Genomic DNA, 18,977 nt, shown 5'->3' with positions numbered 1-18,977 from the left:
TTCGCCGCCGGCGACGCCGCCGGGCCCCCGCGTCCGTCGTCGGCCGGTCGCGGCGGTGGGCTCGCGTCGAGGGGTGAGCCGGAGTCCTCGTGGTGCAGGCCGTGGCGCCGGGGCGTCACACGGGGCGTGACCGCCCTCGACCGCCGGGACCCTGGCCCGCGTGGTTCTCCACCGGCCCTCCGGCTCTCGCCGTCAGCTCGGACACGAGGCCGGCGGGCAGCCACCAGGCGGCCGCGCACAGGCACACCCCGAGCCAGCCCGCGGCGAACAGCCAGCCGCCGATCACGTCGGTGAACCAGTGCACCCCGAGATACACCCGGGTCAGCCCCACCAGCGCGCCCCAGCAGCCGACGACGAGGCAGAACGCCCCACGGCCGCGCGGGGCACGCACGGCCGTCGCCAGGATCAGCAGTCCGGCGGTCAGCGCGGAGGTGGTGGTGTGCCCGGACGGGAACGACCACGCCGAGGCGTGGGCCGCCCAGTCCTGCCGGGGCGGACGCGGCCGGGAGATCAGCTCCATCACGCCGTAGCGCAGGGCCTGGCCCGCCACCAGGCAGCCGAGGCCGAGAGTGACCGCGACCGCACGCTGCCGGGCCGTGCGGCCGACGGCGAGGCCGGCCAGCGCGACGAGCAGGTACGGGATGACCCCCGTCCCCGTGGCGGTGAGTCCGCGGGCCACCGCCACGGCCACCGCCGGGCGGTGACCGAGGGACCAGGAGAGCAGGACGTCGTCCACGGACAGGGGGGTGCCATGGCCGCCGACGACCAGGCCGAGCACGGCGAACGCGGCCCAGGCGCCGAGCCCCGCGCTGCCCGCGAGGTCGGCGGTGTCCCGGGGCCTCATGACACCAGCAACGGCCGCAGCCGCGTCGCGGCCAGGCGCCGGGCGAGTATGTCCGGCCGGCGCAGCAGCGCCTTCATCACGACATAGGCCACCAGCGCGCCGGTCAGGAGCCCGGCCGCCACGTCGTGCGGATAGTGGGCGCCGACCCAGACCCGGGAGGCGGCCATCGCGACGGCGGCCACGCAGGCGATCGCGCCGAGCCGGCGGGAGACGAGGAACAGCGCCATCGCGGCCGCGGCGGCGATCGCCGCGTGGTTGCTGGGGAAGGACCAGTCGGTGCGGGCCGGACAGGCCTCCAGGGTGACCACGTGCAGCGTGCGGCACGGGCGCACCTCGCGCACGAGCAGCTTCACCAGCGAGTTGACGGCGTAGGCGAGCACCACGACGAGTGGCACCACCAGAGCGGTGGCCGCCGCCCCGGCATCCACCCGGCGCGAGCGCCACCAGACCGCCAGCATCAGCACGGCGAACACGGCCAGGCCGTAGGCCGACCACACCGTCACCATGTCGTCCCACCACACGGGGGAGTGGCGGGCCAGGTCCACCACGTCCGAGTACAGGGGGCCGTCGATGGACGAGCCCGACAGGGCGAGGATCATCCGCGCGCCTCCTTGGTCTTCGCGGCCCGGCGCGAGCGCAGGACCTCCGGGACGAGCGGGATCAGCGACACGAGCACGATGAGTCCGATCACGGGGAGCAGATACTTGTCGATGTTCGGGACGGAGGAGCCGAGCGCGTACCCCGCGAGGGTGAGGCCGACGCTCCAGACGAGACCGCCGACGACCTGCCACAGGGTGAACGTGCGGGTCGGCACGCCCAGGGCGCCGGCCATCGGGTTGAGCACCGTACGCACCACCGGCACGAAACGGGCCAGTACGATCGCCTTCGCGAACCCGTACCGCTCCAGGAGTTCCTCGGCGCGACCGGCGCCCTCGTGCAGGCGCGGGGAGCGGCTGCGGGCGAGCAGGGCGCCGCCCGCCCTGCGGCCCAGCAGGAAGCCGCACTGTGAGCCGGCGAGCGCGCCGACGACGGCCGCGACCAGCAACGGGGCCAGCGACAGCTTCACACCCCGGTCGGCCGTGCCGGTGCACAGCAGGCCCGCGGTGAACAGGAGCGAGTCGCCGGGCAGGAAGAAGCCGATCAGGAGCCCCGTCTCGGCGAACAGCACCACGCCGACGCCGAGCACGCCGAAGGCGGCCAGCAGCGACTGCGCGTCCAGCACGTTGACAGCGAGCTGCGACGACAGGTGCGGGAGTGCGATCATCGTCGCGGGCCCTTTCCGTCGGGTCGGCGGGCGCGCGGCTGAAGGCACCGGCCGAGTGACTACAAATCTGTAGACCGTCTACGTCAATGTAGACGATGGAGACCCCTGGGGCGTTCCCATGGTCGCCCGAATGAGTGAACCGGGCCGCCCAGCCGGACCCTCCACGCGGTTCCTGTGTGCGAGAACGGCTGTGACCGAGGACTCCCGTGTGCGCGTCGACCTTTACCGGTCCATTGCCGCTTCATGACCAGTCGACTACACGCCTGTAGTCATGATGGATCACGAAGTTAGGCATGCCTTCGCTAACCCGGTCCCGGAGTGGCCGGGGCGGTGTGCCAGGGAGGACCGTACGGCATGTGGGACGACGCGTTTCCGAGTTTCCTGATCGGACTGCGAGAGGGACTCGAAGGCGGACTGATCGTCTCCATCCTCGTCGCCACCCTGGTCCGGGCCGGAGCCAGGTCCCGGCTGCCGCAGGTGTGGACCGGCGTCCTCGCGGCCATCGCGCTCGCGATGAGCTTCGGCGCGGTGCTCACCTTCACGGCCGCATCGCTGTCCGCGACCGCGCAGGAGGCGTTCGGCGGTGCCCTCAGCGTCGTGGCCGTCGCGTTCGTCACCGCCATGGTGTTCTGGATGCGCCGCTCGGCCCGCAGCCTCTCCGGTGAGATCAAGGAGAAGGTGACCGGCGCGCTCGGCATGGGTGCGGGCGTGCTGATCCTCACCTCCTTCCTCGCGGTGGGCCGCGAGGGCCTGGAGACGGCCCTGTTCCTGTGGACCACCGCCCGCGCGGCCGGCGAGTCCGTGGGGCCGCTGACGGGCGCCGGGATCGGCCTCGTCCTGGCGGCCGGTCTGTGCTGGGGCCTGTACCGGCGGGTGCTGAAGATCAACCTCACCAAGTTCTTCACCGCCACCGGCGCCGTGCTGATCGTGATCGCGGCCGGGGTCCTCGGCTACGGCCTGCGCGACCTCCAGGAGGGCGGAGTCCTCCCCGGCAAGGCGGCGTACGCCGTCGACCTCGGCGGCACCGTCGACGCGGGCTCCTGGTACAGCACCCTCGTCCAGGGCGTCTTCAACCTCACCCCGACGATGACCTGGCTCCAGGTCCTCGGCTACGCCGGCTACCTCGCCCTGGTGATGACCCTGTTCGTCCGGGGCGTGCGCGCCACGAAACCGGCGCCCGCCACGGCGCCGACCGGCACGCCGACAGCTGCTGTGCCGGAGACCGCGCGAGGTGCCGGCGCCGGGAGCGGGCCTCGGGCAGCCGCTGCGAGCGGGCCGCGCGCCGCGGCCGGGATCGGGGCCCCGGACGCCGGCTCTGCCGGGCTGGCGTCCGAGGCCGGGCCGTCGGCCGCCGTCGCTGCTGGGCGCGGGGACCGAGCCGCCGCCGGGCCGGACGTGGGTGCCGCCACTGCGGCGACGACAGCGGTGGCGAGCGGGACGCCCGCCGCGTCCCGGGCCGAGTCGCCCGCCGCCTCGCACGCCGAGAGGTCCGCCGCGTCCCGGGCTGAGACGTCCGCCGCCTCGCACGCCGAGAGGTCCGCCGCGTCCCGGGCCGAGTCGCCCGCCGCCTCCCACGCCGAGAGGTCCGCACTCTCCGGGGCCGACGATCCGTCCGATGGTGGCGGCGCCAGTGAGGTGCGGGCCGAGGGGGCCGACCCGTCGCGGAGGCCCGAGCGCGGCGTCCGCGAGACACCGGACGAATCGCCCGCGCACGCGGCCGTCGCCCGCCGGAGGCGTCCCGTCTGGGTCGTGCCCGTGGCCGTCGTCGCGGTGCCCGCGGTGGTGGCCGGACTCGTAGTCGCCCTGGGACGGCCCAAGCCCGCCGGAGCCCAGACCGTCGCCGTCTCGGAGACCGAGTGCGGCAAGGGCTTCACCGCGCCCGAGCCGGGACGGCAGACGTTCCAGATGCGGAACACCGGGTCGAAGACGTCCGAGGTGTACCTGATAGACCCGGCCACCAACGCGGTCTACGGCGAGATCGAGGGCCTGGCCCCCGGCACCACCCGCGACCTGGTCGCCACCGTCGCTGGCGGCAGCTACGCCTGGCGCTGCGTGCCCACCGGCGGCACGGCCGTCACCTCCAAGGCCGTCCGGGTCGGCGGCGGGGCAGGGGCCACGGCGGTCGTCCCGGTGTCCGAGCAGGACCTCGCCACCCCGCTCAAGGAGTACAGGCAGTACGTCGGACGGGGTCTGGCCACGCTCGTCGCCCAGACTGGCCGGCTGAACGCCGACATCCAGGGCGGTGACCTCGACGCGGCCCGTACCGACTGGCTGACCGCCCACCGCACCTACTCCTCCCTCGGCGCCGCCTACGGCACCTTCGAGGACTTCGACAAGAAGATCAACGGCCGGCCCGACGGCTTGCCCGGCGGAGTGGACGACCAGGACTTCACCGGCTTCCACCGCATCGAGTACGGCCTGTGGCACGGCCAGAGCGCGGACCGGCTGAAGGCCCCCGCCCAGAAACTCGCCGCCGACGCCGAAGGCCTGCGCAAGGCCTTCCCCACGCAGGCCTTCGACCCCGGTGACCTGCCTCTGCGCGCCCACGAGATCCTCGAGAACACCCTCCAGTTCGAACTCACCGGCCAGGCCGACCAGGGCAGCGGCACCGAGCTGGCCACGGCCGACGCCAACCTCGCCGGCACCCGCGAACTGCTCACCGTGCTCAGGCCGCTGCTCACCTCCCGCGCCCCGCGCCTGCTGCCCACCGTCGACGCGGACACCGCCCGGCTGGAGAAGCTGCTCGACGCGGCCCACCGCGGGAACGCCTGGACCCCCGTGAACCGGCTCGACGCGATCACCCGGGCCCGCCTCGACGGGGCCACCGGACAGCTTCTGGAGGACCTCGCGCCCGTACCGGACCTGCTGGAGATCCGGAAGTCCGCCTGATGACCGCACCACGCGCCATGACACCCGAGACCGTACGTACCGAAGGGAACCGCTCCATGCCGTCCGCCGAAACGTCCGCACCCGAGGGTGGCTGCCCCGCCGGCCACGGGCGCCGCACCTTCGTCAAGACGGCCCTGGGCGCCGGTGCCGCCGGCGCGGTCCTGGCGGGTGGCGGCTTCACCCTCGCCCGGAGCGGCGCGGGCCAGGCGCACGCCGCGGACGGCACCGGCGCGGCAGCGGTCCCGTTCCACGGCGTCCACCAGGCAGGCGTCCTCACGCCCGCCCCCGCGGCCGCCGCCTTCGTCTCCTTCGACGTCATCGCCGAGAACCGCGAGGAACTCGCCGGACTGCTGCGGACCATCACCGAGCGGGCCCGCTTCCTCACCGCCGGCGGCACCCCCACCGACCTGGGCGTCGGCGCCCCGCCCTCCGACAACGGCATCCTCGGTCCCGAGATCCCCGCCGACGCCCTCACCGTCACCGTCGGCGTCGGTGCCTCCCTCTTCGACGAACGCTTCGGGCTGGCCAAGGCGATACCGCGCCGGCTCACCCCCATGCGGACCTTCCCCAACGACAACCTGAACCCCGCCGAGTGCCACGGAGACCTGTCCCTCCAGATCTGCGCCGACCGCCAGGACACGGTGCTGCACGCATTGCGCGACATCGCCCGGCACACCCGGGGCGCTCTGCAGATCAAGTGGCGCGTCGACGGCTTCCAGAGCGGTCCGCGCCCCACCGGCGCCCAGCGCAACCTGCTCGGTTTCAAGGACGGCATCGCCAACCCGGATGTCGCCTCCGCCCGGGAGATGAGCCGCCTGGTCTGGGTGGGCGACGGGCAGGGCGAGCCGGCCTGGGCGGCCGGCGGCAGCTACCAGGTGATCCGGATCATCCGCATGCTGGTGGAGTTCTGGGACCGGGTGTCGCTGACCGAGCAGGAGAAGATGTTCGGCCGCCGCAAGGACACGGGCGCCCCGCTGGACGGCGCCAAGGAGACCGACGTCCCCCACTACGCCAAGGACCCCAAGGGCACGGCGATCCCGCTGGACTCCCACATCCGGCTGGCCAACCCGCGCACCGCCGGCACCGACGCCTCCCGCATCCTGCGCCGCGGCTACAACTACGACCGCGGCGTCGACAACGTCGGCAACCTCGACATGGGCCTGGCCTTCTGCTGCTACCAGCAGGATGTCGTCCGCCAGTTCGAGGCCACGCAGACCCGGCTGATCGACGAACCCCTCGTCGACTACATCTCCCCGACCGGCGGCGGCTACTTCTTCGCCCTGCCCGGCGTCCGCGACTCCTCCGACTGGCTCGGCCGCGGACTGCTGTCCGCCTGACGGACGCGGGACCACCCCCTCCCACGAGGAGCACGCGGACGCCGCGCCGCCGGACATGGAGAACGCGGTGGGGGAGCGGACCTGCGACGACGTCCTCGACGAGGGCTGCTCCCCGCCGGAGAAGCCGCTGGGCGTCACCAAGTACGGCACGACGGCCGCCGGACAGCACGCGGGCGAGAGCGTCGGCCGGCGGCCGGCGCGGGAGCGGCCCGACGAGGGCGGGCCCGAAGGCGACGGGGTGGGCGATCTGCCCGGCGGCGAGGGCGAACCGGTCTGCCCAGAGGCAGGCAGGGACCGCGCCGGCTGCCTCGTCGCCCCGGACGAGGGCGCCGTGGCGACACCACCGAGGAGGAGGTCGCCGCCGACATGGGCGTCGACGCGGGAGCCGCCGGCGCCGAGGAGGCCGCCGTCCACATCGCCGCTGTCCACGTCGTCGACGACGACACGCTGCCGGACGACGGCACCCAGTCCTGACCCGGCCCGGGTCAGCCCCCGATCCGGTCGATCTGCCGCAGCTTGTTCGTCGCGTCCAGGGCGGCCACCTTGTACGACTCCGCGAGCGTCGGGTAGTTGAACACCGCGTCGACCAGGTAGTCCACGGTGCCGCCGCAGCCCATCACCGTCTGCCCGATGTGGATGAGTTCGGTGGCCCCGGCGCCGAAGCAGTGCACCCCGAGCAGCGTGCGGTCCTCCGGCGAGACCAGCAGCTTCAGCATGCCGTGCGAGTCGCCGATGATCTGCCCGCGGGCCAGCTCCCGGTAGCGCGAGACGCCCACCTCGAACGGCACCCGGTCCTCGGTGAGCTGGTCCTCGGTCCGCCCGACGAAGCTGATCTCCGGGATCGTGTAGATGCCGATCGGCTGAAGGCCGCCCATCCTGCCGACCGGCTCCCCGCAGGCGTGGTACGCCGCCGCCCGCCCCTGTTCCATCGAGGTCGCCGCGAGCGCGGGGAAGCCGATCACGTCGCCGACCGCGTAGATGTGCGGCACCTGCGTGCGGTAGTGCTCGTCGACCGCGATCCGGCCGCGCGCGTCGGCGCTCAACCCGGCCTTCTCCAGGTCGAGTCCGTCGGTGAGACCCTGCCGGCCCGCCGAGTACATCACCGCGTCGGCCGGTATCTTCTTGCCGCTCTCCAACACGGTGAGCGTGCCGTTCTCGTGCCGCTCCACGGCGGCCACCGTCTCCCCGAAGCGGAAGGTGACGGCGAGGTCCCGCAGGTGGTAGCGGAGCGACTCCACGATCTCGACGTCGCACATGTCGAGCATGCCCGGCCGCCGTTCGACGACGGTCACCCTGCTGCCGAGCGCGGCGAACATGGAGGCGTACTCCATCCCGATGACCCCGGCGCCGACGATGACCATCGACCGCGGCACCCGCTCCAGCGTGAGCACGTTGTCGGAGTCCATGATGGTGCGTCCGTCGAACTCCACGCTGTCCGGACGGGCCGGCCGGGTACCGGTCGCGATGACGATGTGCTCGGCCGTCAGCAGCCTTTCCTCACCGGTCACTTCGCGCAGCGCGACGGTGTGCCCGTCGACGAAGCGGCCGGTCCCGGCGAGCAGGGCCACATGGTTGCGGGAGAGCTGGCTGCGGATGACGTCGACCTCGAGGCCCACCACGTGCTGGGTGCGTGCGGTCAGATCGGCGACGGTGATGTCCTCCTTCAGCCGGTAGCTCTGACCGTACAGATCACGCTGGGTGAGTCCGGTGAGGTAGAGCACCGCCTCACGCAGGGTCTTGGAGGGAATGGTTCCGGTGTGGATCGAGACCCCGCCGACCATGTCGGGTCTGTCGACGACAGCGACCCGGCGGCCGAGCTTGGCCGCGGCGATGGCGGCCTTCTGGCCACCCGGTCCGGATCCTATGACGATCATGTCGAAGTCGGGCACGCCCCGGAGTCTCGCAGAGCGACGCCCCCCAGCGAAAGGGACGAACGAAAGGGACCGGAACGACAGGGCTCCGATCCCTTTCGCACGCGCCCGGGAAGAGCTAGGGCAACAGCTTGTCCAGGGCGGCCGGGCCCTCCGTCTCGATCTTGCGCTTGGCCCACTCCAGGTTGCGCGGGGTGATGTCGCGGCCCGCGGCCAGCACCACGTCCTCGGGCGAGACGTCGGTGCCGGTACGGGCGTGGAGCACGTCGTCCGGGGTGCAGCGCTCCCCGGGCTCACGGGATGCATCGGGTTGTGACGTCGACATGTGGCCTCCTCGGGTCCGGCTGGGTCCCCGCCCGGGTCCGGAGTGCGGCCCTCGTGCTGCGGGAGCGGGACCTCCTCCCACGATTGCCCGTCGGACGGCACCCTGCATCCGGAAGACCGCTCCTAAGCTGGAGGAACCGCAACAGCCGCGAGTACCGGTCCGTGCGAGGGGGGACAGGGAGGGGACAGGAGGCAGCCGCGATGGCCGACACCCGAAGCCGAGGGCCCGAGACGGGCACATCCCGCTACGTTCCGATCGCCGACCACGGCCTGATCGGCGACCTGCGCAGTGTCGCCCTCGTCGGCACCGACGGCACGATCGACTGGTACTGCTGCCCCGCCTTCGACGCCCCGAGCGTCTTCGCCGCGATCCTGGACGCCGAGCGCGGTGGCAGTTTCGAGCTCGCCGCGGCCGAGGCGGCGCACACCAAGCAGTTCTACTTCCCCGACACCAACGTGCTGATCACCCGGTTCTTCACCGAGGACGGCGTCGGCGAGGTGCAGGACTTCATGCCGGTGAGCGGAGACCGGCAGGGATCCGCCGAGACCGAACGGCACCGGCTCATCCGGCGCGTGCTGTGCGTGCGCGGCACCCTTCCGTTCCGCGCCCGGGTGGCTCCCCGCTTCAACTACGGCGCCGACCCGCACACGGTCCGGATGGAGGGATGCACGGCCCTGTTCGAGTCGGCGACCCTGTCCCTCGCCCTGACGTCCACCGTGCCCCTGGAGAGCGACGGCACGGACCTGCGCGCGGACTTCAAGCTCGCCGAGGGCGAGTCGGCCGTCTTCGCGCTGGACCAGGTCGGCGGCGAGGTGGTCCCACGGCGGTGCGCCCACGCCGAGGCCGAGGACCAGTTCTGCGCCACGGTCGCCTACTGGCGCCGCTGGCTCGCGCAGTCCCGATACCGCGGCCGCTGGCGCGAGATGGTCCACCGCTCCGCCCTCACCCTGAAACTGCTCACCTACGCCCCGACCGGCGCCATCGTCGCCGCCCCCACCACGAGCCTGCCCGAGCGGGTCGGCGGTGAGCGCAACTGGGACTACCGCTACGTCTGGGTGCGCGACGCCGCGTTCGCCGTCTACGCGCTGCTGCGGCTCGGCTTCGCCGGCGAGGCCGAGGCGTTCATGCGCTTCCTGACCCGGCACATCAGCCCCGGCGACGGCAAGGCGACCGGCCCGCTGCAGATCATGTACGGCATCGACGGCCGCAGCGAACTGCCCGAACGCGAACTCGGCCACCTGGAGGGACACCGGGGTTCCGCGCCCGTACGGGTCGGCAACGCCGCCGCCGACCAGCTCCAGCTCGACATCTACGGCGCCCTGATCGACTCGATCTACCTCTTCGACAAGTGGGCCCAGCCGATCTCCAGCGACCAGTGGGACGACGTGTCCGCGCTGGTGGAATGGGTCTGCGAGAACTGGGACCAGCCCGACGAGGGGGTGTGGGAGACCCGGGGCGGCAGGCAGAACTTCCTGTACTCGCGCCTGATGTGCTGGGTGGCCGTCGAACGCGCCATGCGGCTGGCCAACCGCCGCGGCCTGCCCGCCGACCTGCCCCGCTGGCGGCAGAGCCGGGACGCGATCTACCGCCGCATCATGGACCGCGGCTGGTCCGCCGGGCGGCAGGCCTTCGTCCAGTACGAGGACGGCGACGTACTGGACGCCGCCGTGCTGATGATGCCGCTGGCGAAGTTCATCGCGCCGACCGATCCCAAGTGGCTGTCCACCCTCGACGCGCTGACCGGCGACCTGGTCTCCGACTCGCTCGTCTACCGGTACGACCCGCAGGCCAGCCCCGACGGGCTGCGCGGCGACGAGGGCACGTTCTCCATCTGCTCCTTCTGGTACGTCGAGGCCCTCACCCGGGCCGGCCGACTCGACGAGGCCCGACTCGCCTTCGAGAAGATGCTCACCTACGCCAACCACCTCGGCCTGTACGCCGAGGAGATCGGCCCCACCGGCGAGCAGCAGGGCAACTTTCCCCAGGCCTTCACGCACCTGTCCCTGATCAGCGCGGCCTACAACCTCGACCGCGCCCTGGGCTGACACCGACCGCGGCCCTCGGTCCGCCGCGGCGTTAGCGGATGCGGTAGCCGTCCCCGTACACCTTCCAGTCCAGCGGCGGTTCCAGATCGAGGTTGCCCTGGCGCAGGAAGACCCGCTGCCCGGTGTCGACCCTGCTGGTCTCACGGTGGGCCGGCTCCTGTCGCATGGCCCACAGGCGTGCGTCGAGGAACGCGTTCAGATACGTCACCTCGTCGCCGCCCCGGGCCGGGGGGAGGGCCGTGCGCAAGGCCCGCTCGCGGATGCCGCGGAAGCCGGTCAGGCCACCGCCGCCGTGCATCACGATCGCGTCGTAGTAGGCGAACTGGCCGAGGGCGCGCAGCCCGTCGGCCTTGCCCTGTGCGACGGCCGGGTCGAAGTAGACGCGGTCGCGCTCGTCGTTCTGGGCCCGCTGGAACGCGGTGTCCCGCGCCGCCCGGCGCCAGTCCTCGGGGAAGCCGGGGTCCAGTCCCCCGTGCGAGTCGGTGCCGTGCACGCGGCGCAGTGCCGGGAGGTACCCGGCCAGTACGTTGCGCGGCCTGCGGTCGGTGTAGTGCCGCACCAGGCCGAGCATGTCGCCGGTGCCGGAGCAGAAGCCGACGATGCCGGCCGTGTAGCCGCGTCCGTCGCCGAGGTCCTCGATGTACGCGTACTGGGCCTTCCAGTCGAGCGTGGAGTTCTCCGCGCTCGACACCAGTTTCATGGCGATCTCCTTCTTCGCGGGGCTGTCCAGGCCCGGGGCCGCGGCGACGCCCCGGGCGCCGAGGAGCGGGAGGGCGACGAGCGAGCCGCCGATCAGGGCGAGGACGCTGCGGCGGGCCGCGCCGGCCGGCGCGGTCGTTCCGGGGGTGTCGTGCACCAAAAGGGCTCCAAGTGACTCGACTGTGGGAGAGGTGGCAGAAGAGGTGGCAGAGGTGGCAGAAGTGGGAGAGGCGGGGAGAAGGCGGCTCAGGGCAGCGGCTGCTCGGCCCATATGGCCTTGCCGGTGGGCGTGTAGCGGGTGCCCCACCGCTCGGCGAGCTGCGCGACGAGGAACAGCCCGCGGCCTCCCTCGTCCGTGCTCGCCGCATAGCGCAGGTGCGGGGAGGTGTTGCTGCTGTCGAAGACCTCGCAGATCAGGGCGCGGTCACGCAGCACCCGGACCCGGATGGGTTCGGCGCCGTACCGGATCGCGTTGGTGACCAGCTCGCTCAGGATCAGCTCGGTGGTGAACGTCAGCTCCTCCAGCCCCCACTCCGCGAGCCGCCGGCTCACCGCCGCGCGCACGGCCCCGACGGCCGCCGCCTCCCCGGGCACGTCCCACTCGGCGACCTGCCCGGGCCCCAGGGCACGGGTGCGGGCGACGAGCAGGGCGATGTCGTCCACCGGCCGGAACGGCCGCCGGACGTCCAGGACGGCCCGGCACGTGTCCTCCGGCGACTCGCCGGCCGAGGCGAGAGCGGTGCGCAGCTGCTCGAGGCCCGTGTCGATGTCCCGCTCCCGGTCCATCACGAGCCCGTCCGTGTACAGGACCAGCCGGCTGCCCTCCGCCAGTTCCAGCTCCGCCGTCTCGAACGGCAGCCCGCCCAGCCCGAGCGGGGGGCCGGCGGGCACGTCGGGGAACGTCACGTCCCCGTCGGGCCCGACCACGGCGGGCGGCGGATGGCCGGCGCGGGCGACCGCGCACCGGCGCGAGACCGGATCGTAGATCGCGTACATGCAGGTCGCGCCGGTGACGGGCACGCCGGCACTGTCCGCCGTCTCGTCCTGGTCGATACGGCCGACCAGCTCGTCCAGCAGCCCGAGCAGCTCCTCGGGCGGCAGGTCCAGGGCGGAGAAGTTGCTGACCGCGGTCCGCAGCCGCCCCATCGTGGCCGCGGCGTGCAGCCCGTGGCCGACCACGTCGCCTACGACGAGCGCGACCCGCGCCCCGGACAGCGGCAGCACGTCGAACCAGTCCCCGCCCACGCCCGCCTGCGCGGGCAGATAGCGGTAGGCGATGTCCAGCGCGTTCTGCTCGGGCAGGCTGCGCGGCAGCAGGCTGCGCTGAAGGGTGACCGCCAGCCCGTGCTCGCGGGTGTAGCGGCGGGCGTTGTCGATGGAGACGGCGGCCCGGGCGACCAGTTCCTCGGCGAGGGCCAGCTCCTCGGAGTCGAAGGGCTCGTCCTTCTCCGACCGCCAGAAGCTGACCAGGCCCAGCACCAGATTGCCCGCCCGCACGGGCACGCTGATCAGGGAGTGGATGCCGAACGCCAGCACCCGCTCGGTGCGCTCGACGTCCTGGGCCTGCCAGCCCGGGGCCGCCTCCAGCCGGGGCTCGAGGACCGCCCGGCGGGTCTTCAGGCTGAGTGCCTGCGGAGTGGAGGGGACGAAGCGGATCTCCTGCCCCAGCGGGTAGAGCGGTGTGTTCTCGCGGATCCCGGCGCAGGCCGTACGGCGCAGCGCGGCCCCCGGATCCGGGTCCTCGCCGGCCAGCACGGCGTCGTACAGGTCCACGGTGGCGAAGTCCGCGAACCGGGGAACGGCGACCTTGACGAGTTCCTCCGCGGTCCGGGCCACGTCCAGGGTCGTGCCGACGCCCACCCCGGCGTCGTAGAGCAGGCTGAGCCGCCCCCGCGCCTGCTCCGCCCGGCCGGACAGGGCGCGCAGCTCCGTGGAGTCGCGCAGCGTGGCCACACTGCCCGACGGGCCGCCCGGCATGTCCGTGGGCCGCTGGTTGACCGCCAGCAGCCGGTCGCCGACCCGGTGCACCTCGTCGGTGGCGATCCGGCCGGAGGCCAGCAGTTCGGCGGTCCCGGGGTCGAGTCCGAGGTCGAGCACGGGCCGGTGCTCGGCGTCCTCGGGCAGGCCGAGCAGTCGCTGTGCCTCGTCGTTGGCCAGCAGCAGCCTTCCGTCGTCGCCGACGATGATGACGCCTTCCCGCACGGAGTGCAGCACCGCGTCGTGGTGCTCGTACATCCGGGTCATCTCCCGGGGGCCGAGCCCGTGGGTCTGGCGCAGCAGCCGGCGGGTGACCAGCGCGGTCCCCGCCGTGGCCAGGGCCAGCGCCACGGCCGCGGCGCCCAGGACGACCGGCAGCTGCCGGTCCGCGAGGCCGCCGGCGTTCCTGGTGGTGATGCCGGCCGACACCAGGCCCACCACCTTGCCGTCCGGCGCCCGGACCGGTACCACGGCCTGCACCAGCGGCCCGAGCGTCCCGTCGACCTGCTCGACGACCGTGCCGCCGGCCAGCGCCGGCCGGATGGTGCCGACGAACGTCTGGCCGATACGGTCCGGCTCGGGGTGGGTGTAGCGGACCCCCTTGGTGTTCATCACGACGAGGAAGTCGACGTGCGCCTCCTTGCGGGCCGCCTCGGCCCGCGCTTGCAGCACCGCCGTCGGGTCCGGGGCGGCGAGCGCCTCCCGGGTGCCCGGGGCGTTGGCGAACGTCTCGGCGACGGCGAGCGAGCGGTTGCGGGCCTCCTGGTCGCTGTCGTGCCGCACCTGAAGCACCAGCGCCACCACGGCCGCCGCGACCAGCAGCACCACGATGGCGACCTGGAGCAGGAACACCTGCCCGGCGACGCTGCGCCCGCCGAGCGATCGCAGCCCGGACGGTCTGCTCCGCCCCGATCGGCCATGCCCGGCCAGCTCGCGCGCCCGCCGGGCTGGGCCGGACGCGAGCTGGAGACGCCGTCCGCTGGGACGGCGGGCCGACCGGGAGCCGGTACGACCCGGGAGTCGGACCATGAGCCATGTCTACACTGCCGCGCCGCGTGAGGCGAGAGGCAGTCACTCCCTCGGTCACGAGGGCGGGCAGGCGGCGGCCGCGCCAGCGGCGCCACCCGAACGCGCGTTCCTGCCCCCCGGATATGACCGAGACACCACTCACCGGCCGCACAGCAGCACCCGCCTGGGGATGGTGACGGGGGAGCCCCGGCCCGCTCGGCCCGTGTCAGCTCTGCTTGGGGGCGTCGGTACGGATGGTCTGCGCGACGTCGCGGATCTTGATGTTGTGGTGCTGGGAGATGCGGCGCAGGACGGCGAAGGCGTCCTCCTCGCTCAGGCCGTGGCGCTCCCGCAGGATGCCCATGGCCTCACCGATGGCGTGCCGGGTGTCCAGCGCGTGTTCGAGCTGGTCGACGGTTCTGGCACCCGCCACGGCGACGGCGGCGTGCGAGGCGAACAGCCAGCCGGCGGTCTCGCTGTCCTTGGTGAAGGAGCCGGGACGGCTGGAGTAGAGGTTGAGCGCACCGAAGTCCTGGTCGTGGGTGTACAGCAGGAAACCCATCATGCTGCCGATGCCCAGTTCGCGGGCGGCCGGCGCGTACCGCGGCCACGCCGGCTGCGGCTGCGTGAGGTCGGCGATGCGGAAGAGGCGGTCCCCGTCGACGCGGCGGGCCGCGTCGAAGCAGGGGCCCTCGCCGACCTCGCCCTGCAACCGGTCGGACTCCTCGACCATGTCCCCGCGGGCGGCCAGCGTCACGGCGCGCCCCTTGCGCAGGGCCAGGATCCCGGACGCCTCGCACCCGTCGATCAGCTCGACGGCCGCCTGGACGATCTCGTCGAGCGTCTCCTGCGCGGAGTCCTGGGCCAGCAGGCGCCGGGCCAGCTGGGCCATCTGTTCGGCGAACTCGCGCCAGTCCATCCGCACCCGCCCTTCTCCCCGCCGTGCGCACCGGTGCGCACGGGGCATCGCCCGTAACCGGCCGGCATGCGCAGCGTACCCCGCGGTCACGTGCGTATCCGGGCCGCACCGATCATGGTCCGGGCACGTGATGGTCCCGCGCACGTCCACGACTCGGCCCCGCACGCCGATGCCCCGGCCGCGTGGGCCGGGGCATCGGGATGCGGGGCGGTCGGGGACCGAAACGGGCGTCGGCCGTCCGGTGCCCGCGGGGTCAGGCGCCCCAGGTGCCCTGGTTGACGGCGCAGTTCCAGCCGGAGCCGTGCAGGGCGAACTTCACCTTGTAGGTCCTGGTGTTCAGCAGGTGCGTCCGGACCTTGAAGCCGAGGCTCGCCTTCCCCTTGAAGGTCGTGGTGCGGACCGTCACGGTCTGCGAGGTCCTGTGGCTGATCTTGCCGCCCTTCGGCGTCGCCGAGCCGAAGCGGATGTTCTTGACGTTGGTGACCGTGAACGTGACGTTCTTGAACTTCTTCGTGGTCTTGCTCTTGATGCCGAAGTACAGGCCGCCGTTGGTCACCCACCCGTTGTGGTCCACGTAGAAACGGGACGGGTAGACGATGTTGATCGGGCAGCCCGAGCTCTGCGGTGCGGCGGTCGCCGCGGAAGCGGCCCCGGCGAAGCCCAGCTGAGCGGCGGTGAGGACCCCGGCCGCGGCCAGCGCCGCGACGGTCGTGCGCATGCGGTTCACTGAGGTGACACCTTCCCCCTACGGTCCTCACGGACCGGACCGACATGGCGTGCGGCGTCCCCGTGGGACGCTCCGCGCCACTGTGACGCCGTATTTCTTAGCACGCGGGAAAAGTGCGGGAGCAACACCTGTGACTCCAGGGTCACTTGGTGACAAAACCGGGACAATCGTGAGGCACCGGCCTTGCCGGTCCGGTCCGGTCCGTTCCTGTCCGGTCCCGTCCGTTCCCGCCCTCTCTCGTCCGGTCGGTCCCGGATCCGGGTGCCGCGTGTGTACGTTGCTGCCATGTATGCCACACGGGTCTCACGGTGGGTGCGGGCGTCTCCCGCCGCCGTCTACCGGGCCCTCACCGACCCGGACGTGGTGGCGGGATGGCGCGTCCCCGACGGCATGACCGCTCAAGTCCACACGTTCGACGCCCGTGAGGGCGGCACGTTCCGGGTGTCCCTCTCGTACGACGAGCCGGGCGGCCGGGGCAAGTCCGGTGCCCACACGGACACCTACCGCGGGCACTTCGCCCGGCTCGTGCCCGATCGACTGGTGGTCGAGGTGCTCGCGTTCGAGACCGACGAGGACGCCCTGCACGGCACGATGACGATGACCACGTCACTGGCCGAGGTGGACGGCGGGACGGAGGTCGTGATCGTGCACGAGGGCATCCCCGACGAGGTGCCGCGCGGGGACAACGAGCTGGGGACGCGCATGGCTCTGGACAACCTCGCCCGGCTGGTGGAGGGCGAAGGGTAGGGTCACCCGCCGGCGCCGCGGGCCGCGGCGACCGCCTGTTCGGCGTACCCGCGTCCGAAGAGCACCGTGTGCACCAGCAGCGGGAAGAGCTGGTGCAGTCCGACGCGGCCGGCCCAGCCGTCGGCGAGCGGCGCGACCTGCTGGTATCCGTCCAGGACGCGGTCCAGGTGCGGGCAGCCGAACAGCTGCAGCATCGCCAGGTCGGTCTCCCGGTGCCCGCCGTGCGCGGCCGGGTCGATCAGCCAGACCTCGTCGTCCGCGCCCCACAGCACGTTGCCGTTCCACAGGTCGCCGTGGAGTCGCGCGGGCGGTTCGGCGGGACCGGCCAGTTCGGGCAGCCGTTCCCGTACGCGTTCGATCACGGCCGCCTCGGCGGGGCGCAGGGTGCCGTCGTCGACCGCGCGGCGCAGATAGGGGAGCACCCGGTGCTCGGCGTACCAGCCCGGCCAGTCGGCGCCGGGAACGTTGCGCATCGGCGCGAGCCCGATGTACGCCTCCCGCGGCCCGCCGGGCGGAGCGGCACCGAACGCGGGCGCCCCGGCGGCGTGCAGGGCGGCCAGGTCACGGCCGAACCGCGCCGCCGCCCCTGGAGTGGGCCGGCCGGCTGGAACCCGGTCGGTGACCAGCCAGTGGCGGTCGTGGCCGTGCACGGCGGGGACCCGCACCGCGCCCGCCTCGGCGAGCCAGCGCAGCCCCGCGGCCTCGGCGAGCACCGCCTCCGGATCCTCATCGCGCTTGACCACGACCACCGCGCCGTCGTCGAGGGTCACCTCGGTGGGGTTCGCCGCAGACGGGCTGCGACCGGTCGCCGCACGCCCGGTCAGCCGGGCGGCCGCGGCGGCGGGATCCTCGCCGGAGCCGGAGCCGGAGCCGGAGCCGGAGCCGGAGCCGGAGCCGGAGCCGGAGCCGCGCGGCGGACGGTCGGTCACGCGGGCAGGCGCTCGCGCACCCAGTCGAGCAGGCCCGGGGTCGCGGCCTCGATCATGGCCAGCGCCTGCTCGAACCCCTCCGGGCCGCCGTAGTACGGGTCGGGTACGTCCAGGTCCCCGGTCGCGTCCGGGTCGAAGGAGCGCAGCAGCCGCACCCGGGACGGGTCGTCGACGAGCCGGCGCAGCGCCTTCTCGTGACCGCGGTCCATGGCCAGCAGCAGGTCGGCGTCCAGATGCTCGGCGCCGACCTGGGCGGCGACGTGCCGGACCGGGTAGCCCTTCCGGGCCAGTACCTCACCGGCCCGCTCGTCGATGGCCTCCCCGGCGTGCCACGGGCCGATGCCGGCGCTGCTGACCCGGACCTCGTCCGTGAGCCCCGCCCGGCGCAATCGCTCGGCGAACACGAGCGCCGCGGACGGCGACCGGCAGATGTTCCCGCTGCAGACGAAACAGATGTGCACGGCCCCCAGAGTACGGGCCCCCTCCGGAAGCCGCTCAGGCGTTGCGCAGGGTCCTCCTGGCGAGTTCGTAGGCGGGGAGCATCTGCTCGTGTTCCTCGGTGTCCATACCGCCGAGGTGCAGGACCACGGGGCCCTGGGCGGTGCCGACGGCCAGGGCGCGTTCCTTCTTCGGCTCGTCCAGCAGCTCGCTCGTCCGCACGTACTCGACTTCGACGCCTTCGAGTCCGCCCGTCGTGAACGAGCGGTACGTCTCCCCGCGCACGTCCTCCTCGGCGGCCACGAAGGCCCGCAGTACCGTTCTCGCGTCCCCCGCGCCCGGGGGACCGGTGAACACGCGGAGGAAACCGATGTTCCCCGCGGGCTTGGCGTCGACCTCGCACACGGTGGTCACCGGGCCCTGGCGCAGCAGCGCGTCCGCGACCTCCTCGCCGGCGGGGGAGTCGCCCGCCGGCGCCGGATCCACCGCCCCGGCCTTCCAGTCCTCGGCGATGTCGAAGGTGACGGGAAGCTCGCACACCGAGCCCCGGGCGCCGATCGTGCCCCCGCTGCGGACCGACGTGCCTGTCGCGTCCGTCGCCTCCGCCGGTCGCCCGGTGGACGCGCCTTCGCGCGAGGTCCCCGAACACGCCGTCAGCGCCGCGCTCAGCAGCAGCGCCACCACCATGGTCGAACCCCGCCGTGCCGTCCCCGCCCGACCCCGCACCGCTCTCTCCCCTCCTCGCCGGCGCGTCACTGCAACCGGTCGCGGCCCGGAGGCCTTGAGTGGCCTCGCCCGGGTCCGCGGCCGGGGCGCCCGGCGTGATCCTCGGCGCCGGCGGCCCCGCCACGCTGGAGGAGGTCATCTCCCTCCTGGGTGCCCACCGCGTCCGGGAACGCTTACCCGCCGGGGTCTGGCCGGTACACGTACGTACGGCCTCCGGGCCGCCTCCCGGCGG

The 18,977-nt window shown here is 73.2% G+C and carries 16 protein-coding genes and 1 pseudogene; 5 read left to right on the top strand and 12 right to left on the bottom strand.

All coding sequences use genetic code 11. From position 1 onward, the window contains the following. Positions 1-115: 115 nt before the first annotated feature. The 3 genes from TNCT6_RS00170 to TNCT6_RS00160 are packed head-to-tail and all read right to left on the bottom strand — an operon-like array spanning position 116 to position 2,108. Complete coding sequence (locus TNCT6_RS00170; protein WP_141355368.1) at positions 116-844, bottom strand: phosphatase PAP2 family protein; 729 nt, start codon at positions 842-844, stop codon at positions 116-118. Further along, a complete protein-coding gene (locus tag TNCT6_RS00165; protein ID WP_141355366.1) occupies positions 841-1,443 on the bottom strand; it encodes a phosphatase PAP2 family protein in 603 nt (200 codons plus the stop codon). Before TNCT6_RS00165 ends, TNCT6_RS00170 begins: the two co-directional genes overlap by 4 nt. Then, on the bottom strand, positions 1,440-2,108 hold the full coding sequence (locus TNCT6_RS00160; protein WP_141355364.1) for a DedA family protein: 669 nt from the start codon (positions 2,106-2,108) through the stop codon (positions 1,440-1,442). Before TNCT6_RS00160 ends, TNCT6_RS00165 begins: the two co-directional genes overlap by 4 nt. A 354-nt stretch (positions 2,109-2,462) precedes the next feature. Here TNCT6_RS00160 and efeU point away from each other — a divergent pair, with 354 nt between their 5' ends. The 3 genes and pseudogenes from efeU to TNCT6_RS00140 form a co-directional block, all read left to right on the top strand. Beyond that, positions 2,463-4,997 carry an iron uptake transporter permease EfeU gene (efeU, locus tag TNCT6_RS40615; protein ID WP_253265968.1) on the top strand — a complete coding sequence of 845 codons (2,535 nt, stop codon included), beginning with the start codon at positions 2,463-2,465 and terminating at the stop codon, positions 4,995-4,997. Positions 4,998-5,053: 56 nt separating this feature from the next. Next, on the top strand, positions 5,054-6,334 hold the full coding sequence (efeB, locus tag TNCT6_RS00145; protein WP_141355362.1) for an iron uptake transporter deferrochelatase/peroxidase subunit: 1,281 nt from the start codon (positions 5,054-5,056) through the stop codon (positions 6,332-6,334). Beyond that, a pseudogene (locus TNCT6_RS00140) lies at positions 6,333-6,808 on the top strand (DUF5709 domain-containing protein); the annotation flags it as partial. The gene efeB and the pseudogene TNCT6_RS00140, both read left to right, overlap by 2 nt. A gap of 11 nt (positions 6,809-6,819) precedes the next feature. Here TNCT6_RS00140 and sthA read toward each other — a convergent pair. Together sthA and TNCT6_RS00130 are read right to left on the bottom strand one after the other, a co-directional pair. Further along, entirely contained in the window at positions 6,820-8,223 is a 1,404-nt protein-coding gene (gene sthA / locus TNCT6_RS00135; protein WP_141355360.1) for a Si-specific NAD(P)(+) transhydrogenase, read from the bottom strand. A gap of 100 nt (positions 8,224-8,323) precedes the next feature. Further along, entirely contained in the window at positions 8,324-8,530 is a 207-nt protein-coding gene (locus TNCT6_RS00130) for a hypothetical protein (protein ID WP_141355358.1), read from the bottom strand. A 200-nt stretch (positions 8,531-8,730) separates the two neighbouring features. Here TNCT6_RS00130 and TNCT6_RS00125 point away from each other — a divergent pair, with 200 nt between their 5' ends. After that, complete coding sequence (locus tag TNCT6_RS00125) at positions 8,731-10,575, top strand: glycoside hydrolase family 15 protein (protein ID WP_141355356.1); 1,845 nt, start codon at positions 8,731-8,733, stop codon at positions 10,573-10,575. A gap of 31 nt (positions 10,576-10,606) precedes the next feature. On the opposite strand, the gene TNCT6_RS00120 is transcribed toward TNCT6_RS00125, so the two are convergent. The 4 genes from TNCT6_RS00120 to TNCT6_RS00105 all read right to left on the bottom strand — a co-directional run bounded on the left by TNCT6_RS00120 (position 10,607) and on the right by TNCT6_RS00105 (position 15,896). Then, entirely contained in the window at positions 10,607-11,431 is an 825-nt protein-coding gene (locus tag TNCT6_RS00120) for a chitosanase (protein ID WP_373996139.1), read from the bottom strand. Positions 11,432-11,520: 89 nt separating this feature from the next. Next, entirely contained in the window at positions 11,521-14,280 is a 2,760-nt protein-coding gene (locus TNCT6_RS00115) for a SpoIIE family protein phosphatase/ATP-binding protein (RefSeq protein WP_141355352.1), read from the bottom strand. A 205-nt stretch (positions 14,281-14,485) separates the two neighbouring features. Further along, positions 14,486-15,178 (bottom strand): GAF and ANTAR domain-containing protein, encoded by a 693-nt coding sequence (locus TNCT6_RS00110; RefSeq protein WP_141355350.1) that lies wholly within the window; start codon positions 15,176-15,178, stop codon positions 14,486-14,488. Positions 15,179-15,431: 253 nt separating this feature from the next. Next, positions 15,432-15,896, bottom strand: a complete 465-nt coding sequence (locus tag TNCT6_RS00105; RefSeq protein WP_253265966.1) for a hypothetical protein — start codon at positions 15,894-15,896, stop codon at positions 15,432-15,434. A gap of 294 nt (positions 15,897-16,190) precedes the next feature. Between TNCT6_RS00105 and TNCT6_RS00100 the strand changes: the two genes are divergently transcribed. Continuing rightward, a complete protein-coding gene (locus TNCT6_RS00100) occupies positions 16,191-16,652 on the top strand; it encodes an SRPBCC family protein (RefSeq protein WP_141355346.1) in 462 nt (153 codons plus the stop codon). A 2-nt stretch (positions 16,653-16,654) separates the two neighbouring features. On the opposite strand, the gene TNCT6_RS00095 is transcribed toward TNCT6_RS00100, so the two are convergent. The 3 genes from TNCT6_RS00095 to TNCT6_RS00080 all read right to left on the bottom strand — a co-directional run bounded on the left by TNCT6_RS00095 (position 16,655) and on the right by TNCT6_RS00080 (position 18,706). Beyond that, positions 16,655-17,476, bottom strand: a complete 822-nt coding sequence (locus TNCT6_RS00095; RefSeq protein WP_141365876.1) for a fructosamine kinase family protein — start codon at positions 17,474-17,476, stop codon at positions 16,655-16,657. A 101-nt stretch (positions 17,477-17,577) separates the two neighbouring features. Further along, a complete protein-coding gene (locus tag TNCT6_RS00085) occupies positions 17,578-18,042 on the bottom strand; it encodes a low molecular weight protein-tyrosine-phosphatase (RefSeq protein WP_141355344.1) in 465 nt (154 codons plus the stop codon). 34 nt (positions 18,043-18,076) lie between these two features. Next, positions 18,077-18,706, bottom strand: a complete 630-nt coding sequence (locus tag TNCT6_RS00080) for a lipoprotein (protein WP_141355342.1) — start codon at positions 18,704-18,706, stop codon at positions 18,077-18,079. Positions 18,707-18,977 lie beyond the last annotated feature (271 nt).

The organism is Streptomyces sp. 6-11-2, from assembly GCF_006540305.1.
Classification (GTDB): Bacteria; Actinomycetota; Actinomycetes; order Streptomycetales; family Streptomycetaceae; genus Streptomyces.
This window is presented reverse-complemented; position numbering and strand designations above follow the sequence as displayed.